3 protein-coding genes are annotated in these 14,372 nt (G+C 72.1%); all 3 read right to left on the minus strand.

The features are described from left to right. Positions 1 to 9 precede the first annotated feature (9 nt). A complete protein-coding gene (locus tag ACZ6JY_RS32495) occupies positions 10 to 9,483 on the minus strand; it encodes an amino acid adenylation domain-containing protein (protein WP_469201678.1) in 9,474 nt (3,157 codons plus the stop codon). Continuing rightward, positions 9,483 to 13,505: a non-ribosomal peptide synthetase gene (locus ACZ6JY_RS32500; protein ID WP_469201681.1), complete on the minus strand. Its 4,023-nt coding sequence runs from the start codon at positions 13,503 to 13,505 to the stop codon at positions 9,483 to 9,485. Before ACZ6JY_RS32500 ends, ACZ6JY_RS32495 begins: the two co-directional genes overlap by 1 nt. Positions 13,506 to 13,833: 328 nt before the next feature. Further along, positions 13,834 to 14,361, minus strand: coding sequence for a DinB family protein (locus ACZ6JY_RS32505; protein ID WP_469201683.1), 528 nt, complete (start codon positions 14,359 to 14,361; stop codon positions 13,834 to 13,836). Between the last annotated feature and the right edge of the window lie 11 nt (positions 14,362 to 14,372).

Here is a 14,372-nt window from a genome sequence, read left to right on the forward strand (position 1 = left end):
CGGCTCGGTTCAGTGCCGGGCGGGATCGTCGGAGGAACGGGGGCCCGGCGCGGCGGGGGCCGTCAGCGTGGCCGTGATGGTCTCGGCAACGGTCCGCACATGGGGTGGCGCGACGACGCCGTAGTGGTCGGTGGGCAGGGACCGGCGCACCGCGGAAGGGGGCAGGCAGGCGCTCCACTGCCGTGCCGTCTCCCGCGGATCGCCGGGCGAGGGCACGCCGGGCGTGGGCCGGTCGGCCAGCCACAGGAAGGTCGAGGTGGAGGTGAGTGGACGCACCTGGTGTTCGCCCAGACTGCTCAGGTTGCCCCGGCAGCAGCGGGCCAGCCGCTCGGCGTACGCCTGCGCGTGCCCGGCCGACAACGCCGAGCCCCCGGTACCCAATTCAGCGCTGAACACCGCTTCGAGGTGGGTCCTGTCATAGGCGGCGACCAGCGCCTTCGCCCGCGGTGGCGGCGGATCCAGCAGGTACAATGCGTCCACCGGCCGTTGCGCCGCCTCCGCGAGGGCGGCCATCTCCATGGCGACCCGGGCACCGAAGGACCAGCCGGCCAAGTGCAGACGGTGGCCGACGGTGCCGAAGCGCTCCCGCAGCGCGGCATCGTAGTGACGGGCACGCTCGGCCAGTGACCAGGCAGGCATGCCGGCGTCGCGCAGGGCGGGATCGGCGATGAGGCATACGGTCGGCGCGGGCCCGAGCGCCGCCACCAGCGCCCGGTAGGCATGGATGTCGCCGCCCACCGGGTGCACCAGGCACAGTACGGCGGAGCCGGTTCCGTCCTGCCAGACGTCGAGGACCACCGGGGAAGGTGCGTTCGCGGCTGCTGTGGTGAGGGTGGGTTCGGCGGGGGAGAGGGCCGTCTCGATGAGCTTGAGGATCTCGGTGAGGCTGACCCGGTGGCTGAAGGAGGCCAGGTCGCAGGTGACCCCGTAGTCGGCCTCGATCCGGGCGATCAGGTCGAGCAACGTCAGCGAATCGGCGCCCAGTTCGTACAGCGAGTCGTGCGGATCGAGGCTGTCCACGCCCAGCAGGTCCTGGAGCAACCGGGTCAAGGTCTCGGCTCGATGCGTGGCGTCGCCCGCGGGCGCGGAGGCCACCGAGCCGTCCGTAGGGTCGGAGGCCACCGAGCCGCCCACTGGCGTGGAGGCCGCAGCGTCGCCGACAGCGGGGGCGTAGAAGACGCCGGACCGTTCGAGGTCGGTCGTGGAGACGAGGAGCTGCGGCAGGCGCAGGAAGAGAGCGTCGGCCAAGACCCGCTTGCCCTCCTCGGCCGTCAGGCCTACCGCCAGGTGGGCCTGGTGGCGGCTGTCCGGGTTCGGGACCCGGGTCGCCATCCCGGCGTCGCGCCAGATGTCCCAGTTGATGCTGACCCGGGTGGTCGTCTCGCTCTCGTCGGCGCGGTGGTGGGCGAAGCCGTCGAGCAGGCTCGCGCCGGCGGCGTAATCGCTCTGGCCGACGCCGCCGAGCAGCGCGGACATGGAAGAGCAGTAGACGGCGACATCCGGGTGGAAGGCCTGGATCAGGTGCTCCACGACGAGTGAGCCGTTCTCGCGGGCCGCGGCGGCGTCGCGCATCGCCGTGGCATCACGGCGTACGAGCAGCCCGCCGAATCCGAGCCCGGCCGCGTGCACCACGCTGTCCAGCCGCGAGGTGTGACCGGCGACGGCCGCTGCCACCTCTTCGACGGGCGAGGCCGCCAGGTCCGCCGCGACGAGGCCGACACGGTCGGCCCAGCGGGTCAGTCCCGCGGGCAGCCGCGGATCGCGCGACAGCAGCAGGACCCGGCCGGCCGTGTGTTCGAGGAGCCAGGCGGCGATGGCGCTGCCGATGCCGCCTGTGCCGCCCAGGACCAGGTGGACCGCTTCGGCGTCCGCCGGTACGACGGACTCCGCGGATTCTGAGCCGGACGGTCCGGGCACGGCGGTGGTGCCCGGCTGCCACCAGAACCCCTGGCGCAGGCCGAGTTGCCGGGGCAGCGGCGGGGCGTCGGGGTCCCCGGCGGCGCGACGGGCTTCGCCGATGGCGGAAGCCACGTGACCGGCCCAGCGGGCGAGGTCGCCGTCGGGGAGATCCAACCAGTGGCCTTCGAGCGCGCCCTCCTGCGGGCCGACCGTGACCGGCCCGGCGAGGAGTGCCAGTTCGGGGCGGTGCACCGGTCCCGTCACGGGCCGGGCGCCGTGCGAGAGCCACCACACACGCGGGGAACCGGTACGGCCGGACAGCGCCTTCGCCAACGCGGCGGTGGCGTCCAGACAGGCGTGACGGGCACGCTCCAGCGTGGCGGGACCGACCGGGCCCGTCACGTCCAGCGGCAGCGCGTGCACCCATTCCACTTCGGCCGGGCCGTCGCCGGTACCGTCCGCGGCCAGCGCGTCGAGCAGCAGGCGCAGGGACGCCGGATCGGTCACGTCGGCCTCGAACGCGTCGGCCCCTGTGCGGGTGAAGGCGGCTGCCACGTGCACCCTCACGACGCGTGACGCCACGTGCTCGAAGGGCGTGAAGGCCATCTCCGGCAGGGCCCGGGCGGTCACCACGACCACGACGGAGGCACGGCTTCCGGGTACGACGCCTCGTACGGGCGCGGCGCGGCGCAGCCGGACCCAGTGCGGCTGGTGCAGCCACTGCGACTGCGGCAACCGCTCGGGCGCACCGACAGCGGGCAAGCGGTCGGCCCTACCGTCGGCACCCCCGGCCGCCCTGTCGAAGTCGTACTCCGCCAGTGCGAAGGACGGCGGCGGGAAGTCCCAGGGCGCCGGTGCCGGGCCGCTCGGCCAGGTGATCGGACGTCCGGTGGTCCACTCCTCGGCGATGTCGTATGCCGTGCGCCCTGCAGCGGCGACCGGCGTGACGTCCAAGGCCGCCGTGCCGTACGGGACTTCCCCCGCGGCCACGGCGCGCAGCCACCGCACGGCGGAAGCGGCGTCCGCGACCGGTGCCGCGGCCCGCAGGCGGCGGGCGGCACGCCCTGACTGCAGATGGCGCAGCACGGATTCGAGGCGTTCGGGCCGCAGGTCGAGGTAGTCGGCGATGCGGGCGGCGTCCAAGGCGAGGGCCCGAGCGCTGGAGGCGGACAGCACAAGACACTTCGGCACCCCGCTGCCGACAGCGCGCGTGTCCGCGGACGCGGTGTCCCCGCACGCGGTGTCCCCGTACGAGGCATCCTCGGCGCGCTTCTCCACGATGACGTGCGCGTTGGTGCCGCCGATGCCGAAGCTGCTGACCGAGGCCACCCGCTCGCGCCCTTCGGGCCAGGGCGTGGCACGGGTCGGTATGTAGAAGGGCGTGGGGTCGGGGGCGATCTCCGGGTTGAGGGCACGGAAGTTGATGTTGGGCGGCACGGTGGCGTGGTGCAGGGCGAGGACGGCGCGTACGAGGCCCACCACACCTGCGGCCGCGCCCATGTGGCCGAGCTGGCTCTTGACGGAGCTGAGCGCGCAGCGGCCGGGCCGGTCCACGTCGAAGGCCTGCCGCAGCGCGCTGACCTCGATCGGGTCGCCCAGGCGGGTACCGGTTCCGTGTGCCTCGACATAGCCGAGGTCGGCGCCGGTGCGCCCGGCGCGGGCCAGGGCGGTCCTGATCACCTCGCGCTGCCCGGCCAGGGACGGCGCGGTGTACGTCATCTTGGCCGCGCCGTCGTTGTTGATGGCGGAGCCCGTGACCAACGCGTAAACGGTGTCGCCGTCCCGCCGCGCCTGCCGCAGGGGTTTGAGCACCACGACGCCGACGCCGCTCGCACCGACCGTGCCGCTCGCGTCGTCGCTGAAGGGACGGCAGTCGCCGTCGGCGGAGAAGATGTGCTGCGGGCGGTAGCGGTAGCCGCCGGTGAGTCCCGGGTCGGCGAGGACACCTGCGGCGAGCATCACGTCCGCCTCGCCCTGCCGGAGCAGGCCGGCCGCGAGGTGTACGGCGACCAGGGAGCTGGAGCACGCCGTCTGGGCGCTGAAGGCGGGGCCGGTCAGGCCGAGGTGGTAGGCCGCCTTGGTGGCGAGGAAGTCCTTCTCGTGGTGCAGGGCGAGCTGGAAGCCGTCGGGCAGCCGGTCGGGGTCCGCCTCGCGCAGCAGGGACTGGAAGTAGGTGTTCTCCCCGGCACCCGCCACCAGGCCCACGCACGTCTCCGAGGTGTCCGCGATGCCCGCGTGCGCCAGGGCCTGCACGCAGGCCATCAGCAGATGACGCTGCTGGGGGTCCATCAGACGCGCGTCGTGGGGGCTGATGCCGAAGTGGCCCGGATCGAAGTCGAGGAGCCCGTCGAGCGTGCTGTGCGCGCCGATGACGCCCTCCGGGGCGTCGACGCGGCGGATGCCGGTGCCGCCCGAGACCACCAGATCCCAGAAGGCGGCCAGGTCAGGGGCGCCGGGCACCCGCACCGCCATGCCGACGACCGCGATCGGCTCGCCCGGCTCCGTGCGACCGCCGTGGGCCGTGACCCGTGCACGCGTGCGGGGAGCGGGAGCGTTCGCGGAGCTCAGGTGGCGGGCCAGGGAGCGGACGGTGACGTGCTCGAAGAGGTCCGCGACACCGAAGCGAAGGCCGAGTTCCGTGGTGCAGCGCAGGTGGAAGCGCATCAGGGTGAGGCTGGACGCACCCGCGTCGAAGAAGGTCTGCTCCGGTGCGATCGCCGAGCCGGTGACGGCCTCGAAGGCGGCGGTGAGCCGCTCCTCCTCGGCGGAGAGCCCGGTGCGGGTGACCGGTGACCGCCGTATCTCCTCGCCAGGTGCGCGCAGCGCCGCCGTACGGTCCAGCTTTCCGCTGGGAGTGCGCGGCAGCGCCGCCAGCCGCCGGAAGCGGTCCACACGCACGTAGGAAGGCAACAGCGCGGCGAGATGGGCGGTCAGGTCGTCCGCGGGCGGGGTCTCGCCCCGGAACTCCAGGCAGGCCGCCAAGCCGCCCCCGTCACGCGCGACGACGGCGTTGACCACCGCGGGATGGCGCAGCAGGGCCGCCTCGACGGAGCCCAGTTCCAGCCGGTGCCCGCTGAGTTTTATCTGGTGGTCGTCGCGGCCCGCGTAGTGCAGCAGCCCCTCACCGTCGAAGAAGGCCCGGTCACCGCTGCGGTAGAACAGCCCCTCCCCGGGCACCTCCACGAAGCGGGTGTCATGGAGGGTGGGTTCGTCGAGACCGAGTTCTTCGAGACCGGGTCCGTCGATGCCGGGTTCGTCGAGATAGCAGCGCGTGGTCATGGTGCCGCCGATGAGCAGTTCGCCGGTGCACCCGGGCGGGACCGGGTCCCCCGATGCGTCCACCACGCGAAGGTCGGCACCGGCCACCGGGCGGCCGATGGCGGGCCGCTCGGGCCACAGCGACGGGTCACCCGTCAGAGACAGGGCACTGACCACGTGCGTCTCGGTCGGCCCGTAGTGGTTGAACAGACGGGCACCCGGCAGTCCGGAGAACCACCGGCGGATGGCGTCGGTGCACACCAGTTGCTCGCCCGCGGTGACCACTTCACGCAGCCGGGAGGGGAACCTGCCAAGGCGCACCCCGTACTCGGCGAGCAGGTGCAGCGCCACGTACGGCATGAAGATCCGCTCGGTCCCCGCGGCCTCCAGCCGTTCAAGGAGTCCGGGAACGTCCTGGCGCCACTCGGGGCGGATGAGCTGGAGGGTGCCGCCGCCGCACAGCGTCGTGAAGATCTCCTGGAACGACACGTCGAACGACAGCATGGAGAACTGCTGGGTGGCCGCCGGGGCGCCCAGGCCGCCGGGGCCGGACTGCCACTGGATCAGGTCGCACAGCGTGCGGTCGTAGATCTGCACCCCCTTGGGCGCGCCGGTGGAGCCGGAGGTGAACAGGGTGTACAGCGGCCGGATGCCGTCGTGGGCGCGTCCTTCGTACGAGGTGCGCGCGCCGCCCGGCGGCCGTGGCCCCGGAGCCGTCAGGGTGATGAGGTGATGCGCCACGCCCCGTGGGCACAGCGTGTCCAGTGCCGGTGCGCCCTCGGGCGAGACCAGGACGCACAGCGGGTCCACGCGTTCCAGGACGCGCCGCAGCACCTCGTCCGGATAGGACGGGTCGAGGGGGACGGCGGTGATGTTCAGGCGCGCCAGCGCCAGCAGGGCCACCACGTGCTCGACGGACGGCTCCAGGTACAGGGCGGCCCGGCAGGGGCCGCCGTCCGCAGGGACCGCGTACCGCGCGGCCAGGTCCGCCGCGAGGTCCTCGGCGAGGGCGTCCAGCGTCGCGTAGCTCAGCGTGGCGCCGTCCGCCGTGAGGACGGCGGGCGCGTCCGGCGTGCGGCCGACCTGCCGGGCGAAGCCCTCGGCGATCGTCGTGAAGCCCGCTCGCCGGTCGGGGCCACGTCCGTGGGCGGGCAGGGACCGCCGGTAGGGCGCGACCAGTTCCCGTGCGGTGGAGTGCTCCGCGGAGCCGAGCGCGTCCACGCCACGCCTGAAAAGTCCGGCCATCGCTTCGACGGCCTCATCGGTGAAGCGGTCCTCGGCGTACTCCCACAGCACGTCGAGACCTTCTCCGTGCTCGATCACGGAGACCGTCAGCGGGCACTTGGCCTCCGGCGCCGCCCACCACAGGGGCCTCTGTTCGCAGCCGGGCAGCCGCAGCGCCCCGAAGTCGGTGTTCTCCAGGACGAACAGCACATCGAACGGCGTGCCGTCACCGACCGCCTCCCAGCCGGTCAGCACGTCGGCGAGGGCCACGTCCTGGTGTCGCAGCACCCGCGCGGTGCCGGCCGCCATGCGGGTGAGCTGGGACCGCAGTTCCGCACCCGGCACCACGGTCACGGGCAGCAGCACGGTGTTGGCCCACATGCCCACGCTGTCCTCGAACTCGCGCACCGGGCGGTTGGCGACGGGGGCGGCTATGCGGGGGCTGACCAGGCCGGTCACGCCGTACAGGCTCCAGGCGAACACGCCGAGCAGCACCTGGAAACGGGTGAGCCCGAGCTCGGCGCAGAGCCGGTCCACCGTCGTCCGGCCCATGGCGTCGAGGGAGGTGTGGAGCAGCCGGGCCCGTGGAGCCGGAGCCGGACGGGCGTGCTCGGCGGGCAGCGGTTCCCGGAACCCCTCAAGACCCCGGTAGTACGCCAACAGCTCATCGCGCTCGGCCCGGTAGGCCGCCGTGGCGAACCAGTCGGCCTGCCACGCGGCGAGGTCGAGCGGATCGGGCGCCGTCGTCGTCGCCGGGCCAAGGCCGGTGCCGGGAACCCCGGCGGCGTAACCTTCGGACAGGTCGCGCAGCAGGACGTTCAGCGACCAGCCGTCGACGGCGATGTGGTGCAGATGCAGCAGGAGCGTGCCGCCCCCGGCGCCCGGCAGCCAGCAGGCCCGCAGCATGCGCGGGACGGCGAGATCGAACGGCTCGGCGAAGAAGACGTCGGCGAAGCCGTGCGCTTCCTCCTCGCCCCACACACGCCGCGTCTCCGGCTCGCACCAGGGGTCGTAGACGTCACCCACGGTTTGCCGAAGCCCGTCCGGACCGGTGCCGAAGCCCGTCCGCAGCGCCACGTGGCGTTCCACCAGGGACCGCAGCGCGTGGCGCAGGGCCGCGATGTCGACAGGACCGTCCACCCGGAAGACCTGATTGACGGAGTACGCCAGAGAGGCGGGCGCCCGGCGTTGCCACAGCCACAGCCGCTGCTGCTCACTGGTGGCGGGCGCCGAGCGGGCCCCGGCGGTCACCGGTACCGGATGGACGCCCTGCCCACCGGGGGCGCCCGTGGCGACGGCCCGGGCGATCCCCGCCAGGTCGCTGTGCAGGACCTCCGCCGGTGACACGTCGACACCCCACCGCCGCCGCACCGCGAAGCACAGCCGCAGGGCCTTCAGCGAATCCCCGCCGCTCGCGATCCACCGGTCGCCGAGGCCCAGGCCGGTCGTGCCCAGGACCTCCTCGGCCAGCCGAAGGACCTCACGTTCCCTGCCCGTCGCGGCGGCCCTTTCCGGGGCGGACGGCCGCCAGGGCTGCCCGGCCCGCTCCAGCAGCGCGGACTGGTCGACCTTGCCGTTCGCGTTGAGCGGCAGCTCCTCGACGCGGTGGATACGGTGCGGGCGCATGTAGCCGGGCAGGCGGGCGCTCAGGTGGCGGTCGAACTCCTCGTAGGAAAGCTCCTGGTGCAGGACGACGAACGCCAACAGCTCGTTCGGGGCGTCCTGGTCGACGCGGTGCGTGCACACGTACGCCTGGCGGACGGCCGGGTGCGCCAGGACGTGCCGTTCCACCTCGCCGGGCTCGATCCGGAAGCCGCGGACCTTGACCTGGCGGTCGGTGCGTCCGACGTACTCCACTCGCCCCGTGTCATCGGCCCGCACCAGGTCACCGGTGCGGTAGTACCGCTCCCGGCCGCCGTCGAGCCAGGTGAGCCGCACGAAGCGGCGCTCGGTCTCGTCGGGGAGGCCTCGGTAGGCGCGGGCGAGGCCGGCGCCGCTCAGCAGCAGCTCGGCGACCTCACCCGGTGCGGCGGTCCGCTCCTGGCCCGGCACGACCAGAGCGGCACCGGTCAGCGGCAGCGGCCGGCCGATCGGTACGACGTCACCGGAGAAGTCCCGGGGGATGGGGTGGCACAGGGCGAAGGTCGTCGACTCGGTCGGCCCGTAGACGTTGAACAAGCGGGTGCGGCTGCCGGCGTTGTCCCGGTACCAGCGGCGCATGACGGGAGCGTTGAGCTGCTCGCCGCCCACCAGCACCTGCCCGGCCGCGGCGAAGCAGTCCGGCACGGCCGTGACCACCGCGTTGAACAGCGCGGTCGTGACGAAGCAGGTGTCCACCCGCTCGCGCCGCAGTGCCGCCGCGAGCCGCTCCGGCGTCTGCACGTCCCCGTCGCCGAGCACCACGCAGCAGCCACCGGTCAACAGGGGCGTCCACACCTCGAAGCTCAGCGCGTCGAACGCCGGATTGGCCAGGCAGCCATAGCGCATACCGGCCTCGATACGCAGGTATCCGGGTCGCGAGAGGCGCATGACTCCGGCGTCGCGTACCTCAACGCCCTTGGGACGGCCCGTCGTTCCTGAGGTGTAGAAGACGAAGGAGACCCCGCTGTCGGCGTGCGGTGCCCGCACCGCTTCGGCAGTCGGCGCCCGCACCGCCACCGCTGCCGCCTCGGCGTCCGGCGGCCCGGCGAGCAGCGCGTCCACGGCGAGCGGCAGCACGCCCTGCGGAAGCCCGGCGGCGATGTCCTGCCGCGCGTACACCAGGGCGGTCGCTCCGGAGTCCGCCAGGATGAAACGGCGGCGTTCGGCGGGGCTCTGGGTGTCCAGGGGCACCACCGTAGCTCCCAGCCGCAGAATCCCCAGCATCACGCAGACCAGCCGCCAAGAGCGCGGCAGAGCCACCGCGACGGCCTGCCCAGGCGTCACGCCCCTGCCGCTCAGCGCCTCGGCCACGGCGGCGGCAGCGGCATCCAGTTCCGCGTAGGTCAGCCGCACGCCACCGTCGACGACAGCCTCCGCCCCCGGCGTCCGCAGGGCCTGGCGGTGTACCTCCAGGGCGAGCCCGCGCGGTTCGTCCGGAGAGGTCTGGTTGTGCGGTGCCATCACGCCTCCGACGTTCCGGAAAGGGCCGAACGCTGTGCGCCGGGATCACATGAGCCGCCGTCCAGCCGGTCCAGCTCGTCGGCGAGGGTGGCGGCGACACGCGGCAGTTCGTCGCTCTCCAGCATGTCCCAGTGACCACAGGCCACCGGTACGACCTCGAACGCACCGCTGACCCGGCACTCCCAGAACGCACGCAGCTCGGCACCGTCGTCGTCCTCCACGGCCGTCGCCTGCATCAGCACGACGCGGGCCGGCGACGCGGGCACGACATACTCACGAGCCGTCTCGCGGTGGTGGTTGTACACGGTCAGATACCGGGCCACCTGGTCGTCGTCGATGCCCGGATACATGCCGTTGAAGCGGACGAGCTTGTCCCGGAACTCCGCCATGCCCACCGGAGCGATCGCGGCGCGCTGCTCCTCGTCCGCCGCGCCATGGGTGTCCAGCAGGACCACGCTGACCCTCTCGTGCCCGGCCACCACCAGACGGCGGCCCATCTCGTACGCGATGAGACCGCCGTAGGACAGCCCGCACAGCACCAGTGCCTCGTCCGGGCGGGGGGCGACCAGCCGCAGATATGCGTCGGCCATCGCCTCCACACCGGGCAGCACCGACTCGCCGGGGTTGATCCCGGGAGCCTGTAGTCCGACGACGCCGACGTGGTCGGGTAGCGCCGTGGACAACTGGAGATAACAGAACGCGGTGCCACCCGCGGGGTGCACGCACACCACGCGCTGCCGGCCGCGACCGGCCCGGAACTCCACCAGGCTGCTGTGCTCACCACCTTGCGAGGACCGGGCACCCTGCGGCGACTCGGCCCCCTGCGAAGGCTCAGCACCGCGTACCCGCTCGGCGAGCGCCTCGATGGTGGGGTGCAGCATGACGTCCCGGACCGGCAACGCCACACCCAGCTCCTCCTGTACGGCGGACGCCATCTTGATCGCGGAGATCGACGTGCCGCCCAGCTCGAAGAAGTTGTCGCCGATGCCGACCTCCGGGTGCAGCAGCACACGCCGCCAGATCCGGTAGAGCGCCATCTCGACGTGGTCGCGGGGCGCGGCCGTGTTGACCCGCCCGGCGCGTGCCCCGGCCGCGGCACCGAGCACGGCCGTACGGTCCACCTTGCCGCTGCGGTTCAACGGCAGCCTCGCGAACTCGGCCACCACGGCGGGGATCATGTAGTCCGGCAGGCGGTCGCTGAGGGCCGCCCGCCACTCGTACGGTGTGCGCGACGCCGCATCGGCACCACAGCCCACACCGGCGACGAGCTGCGGCCCTCCCGGTGCCTCGCGATCGGCGAGCACCACGGCCTCCCGCACACCGGGCACGGCGAGCAGAGCCGCCTCGACCTCGCCGGGTTCGATGCGAAAGCCCCGCAGCTTGAGCTGGTCGTCGCGGCGGCCCACGTACTCGGCGTTGCCGTCGGGCAGCCAGCGCGCCAGGTCACCCGTGCGGTAGACGCGTGCGCCGGGCACGAACGGGTCAGGTACGAAGCGTTCGTCGGTGAGGTCCGGCCGGTTGAGGTATCCGCGGGCCAGGCTCGCCCCACCGAGGTAGACCTCGCCGGAGACCCCCACCGGCACCGGGCGCATGCGCTCGTCGAGCAGATACAGGCGGGTGCCGCGCAGCGGCCGCCCGATGGGGCAGGACCGCTCGACGGGCCGCGGATCGGTGTAGGCGACGGCATACAGCGTCGCCTCGGTGGGACCGTAGCCGAAGCAGACGCGAAGGCCGGGCAGCGCCTCGCGCATGCGGTGCAGGGCGCCCTCCGGCAGTGACTCCACTCCGGTCAGGAGCTGACGCAGACTCAGTCCGGCCAGTCGCGTGGCCGGATCCTCGTCGATCCACAGGACGAACGACGGCGGTAGGAACGCCTGGGTCACCCGGCGCTCGCGCAGCCAGTCCATCAGCGCCCCGGGGTCGCCCCGAAGCTCGTCGGGAACCACATGGAGCACCGCGCCCGTGGTCAACGGCATGAGCAGCTCGTGCACCGACGCGTCGAAGCCGATGCTCGACCAGGCCGACGCCGCCTCGCCGGGCGCGTCTCCCATCAACTCACGCCAGTGCTCGAAGAGGTTGATGACGCTGCCGTGCGTCACCGCCACGCCCTTGGGGCGGCCGGTCGAGCCCGAGGTGTAGATGACGTACGCCAACCGGGACTGGTCGGCGTCGATGCCGGGCGCGTCGTCGCGTGTGCCCTCGGCCTCCATCTTGGCGAGGTCCTCCCACGCCTGCGGAACGTCGCCCGCCGGGTCGGCCCGGTCGGTGAGCACGAGGGCCGGTGCGGCGTCGCCCACCATGGCGGCGAGCCGCTCGGAGGGCTGCCCGGGATCGAGCGGCAGATAGGCGGCCCCGGCCTTGAGGACGCCGAGCACGCCGACGACGAGGTCGACTGTGCGTCCGGCGTGCAGGCCCACGACGTGATCGGGCAGGACACCCCGGGCGATCAATGCGTGGGCGAGCCGGTTGGCCCGGCGGTCCAGCGTCACGTAGTCCAGTGCGGTGTCCCCGGCCACGACCGCCGCCTGCGTCGGCCGCTCGCGCACCTGCGCCGCGAACCGCTCGAGCAGTCCGCATGACGCCGATGCGTCAGGTGCCGCCGGTTCGGGCCCGGTGCTGAACGCCGCGACGAGGGCCCGCTGCTCGTCCTCGTCCAGCAGCGTCAGGTCGGCGATCCCGGCTTCCGGCCGCTCGGCCATCAGGCGGAGCACGCGCAGGAACTGGCGTACGTACCGTTCGACGGTCGTACGGTCGAAGAGCGCCACCGCGTAGTCGATCTCACCGGTGAGGTGCGGGCCCTCGTCGGCGAGGGCCAGGACCATGTCGAACTTGGCCGGGACGTGGGCGGCGTCCTCACGCAACTCCACCTCTACGCCGGGGAGATCGAGCTCCTGCCGCATGGAGGGGACCCAGGCGAACATGGTCTGGAAGAGCGCCGTATAGGCGGGGCTCCGTGGCGGATTGACCAGCTCCACCACACGCTCGAAGGGCAGGTCGACGTGGTTGAGGCCGTCACGGACCCGCTGGTTCACCTGCCGCAGCGCGTCACTGACGGTGGGGGAGCCGGACAGGTCCGCGCGCAGAGCCAGAGTATTGACGAAGAAGCCGATCAAGTTTTCCACGTCGCCGCGCCGGCGATTGGACGTCGGAGCACCGACAACGATGTCGTCCTGTCCCGAGAGCAGGGACAGCAACACTGACCACCCGGTCAGGACGGTCGCGTAGAGCGAGACCCCGTTGCGTTCGGCGAGATCGCGCAGGTCCCGTGTCAGCGCCTCGTCGACGGTGACGGAGACGCGGTCGCCGCGGAAGTCCTGCTCGGGCGGGCGGGGCCGGTCGGTGGGCAGGGACAGCACGGCCGGAGCGTCGGCCAACGCGGTGGTCCAGTACTCGGCGTGCTCGGCGGGCTCCGCCCCCGACATCCACTTCCACTGCCAGCGGGTGTAGTCGCTGTACTGCCACGTCAGTTCGGGCAGCGAGGCGGCCCGCCCCTCCTGAAGTGCCGCGTACACCAAGCCCAGTTCGCGCAGCAGCAGGGAGCGGGACCAGCCGTCGAAGACGATGTGATGGGCGGTCAGGAGTAAGACGTGACGGTCCGGTGCGAGCGCCACGAGACACCCTCGCACCATCGGCTCTTCCCCGAGCCGGAAAGGAGAACTCTCCACGTCCCACCGCACGCGCGCCAGTTGCTCGGCCGCGTCCGGCACGCCGGTCAGATCCTCGAAGACCACAGGAAAGCCGACCTCGGGCGGATCGACGACCTGCGTCGCCGAACCACCGGACGGCACAAGCCGGGTGCGCAGCGCCTCATGCCGGGCCGCGAGCAGATGCAGCGCCCGAACGAGCAGGTCCCGGTCCAACGGCCCCCGCAGATCGAAGGGTATCGCCTCGTTGTAGGCGGCGCTGGCGTCGCCGTCCATGCGCGCCAGGACCCACAGCCGCTCTTGCGCCAGTGACAGGGGGGCGAAGTTCGGTTCTTCGTCGGGGCGTTGAGGTACTGCGGCGTTGCGGGGGGAGTGCACGTATTACCCTTCACGAGAACAAACGCTAGGCCGTACGTAAGTCACGGGCGTAATGGGCACGTCCTGGAAATCCAGGGGGCGCCAAATTCGTGGGAATGGCAGAAGTGCCTGCCGATAGGGTGGGGTTGGTTTATGCTTCGAAATGCCATTTTGACGGCTTCTTTCCTCCCATATTAATGACATGTGGTCAGCTGGAAGGTCAATGGTGATCTACGCCACACCAAAATAAGGACGCGGCGATTCGGGGGCATACGGGGCATGGGTGCTCGCTCGGCGCTGCCTGGACGCGTCTGGGGTGTCGACGGGGGGTCCCTGCGTGGCGCGCGGGTCAAGGTCCAAGTGGCGAAGGGTGTTGCGGAGTAGGGCCCTTGGGGTGGTCTCCGGTGACGCCGTCGAGAAGTTCGCGCACGATGTCCATGTGACCGGCGTGTCGGGAGGTGTCCTCAAGCATGTGGATCAGTACCCAGCGCAAGGACACGGCGTTCCCGTTCCAGGCCGTGCCCCGATCGTCGAGATCCAGCTCGGCGATCGTCGCGTCTGCGGCTGCCCGAGCGCGTCCGTAGAACTCCACGATGTCGGCGGTGGTTTCACGCGGGCCCACCTGCATGTCCTCGGTGAAGGGATCGAACCAGAACGGCTCGGTCCGGCGTCCGAACGTCGTGCAGAACCACCCGTACTCCACGGTCGCCAAATGCTTCACCAGGCTGAGCAGGTTCGTCCCCGACGGAGTCATCGGCCGCCGTAGCGCAGCATCGTCCAGGCCGTCGAGCTTCCACAGGACCGCGTCACGGTGCCGGTCGAGACTGATGTGCAGACTCTCCTTCTCGCTGCCGGTGAACGGCACATGTTTACTCATCGGCGGAACGT

The sequence above is a fragment of the Streptomyces sp. NPDC046335 genome (assembly GCF_055587985.1).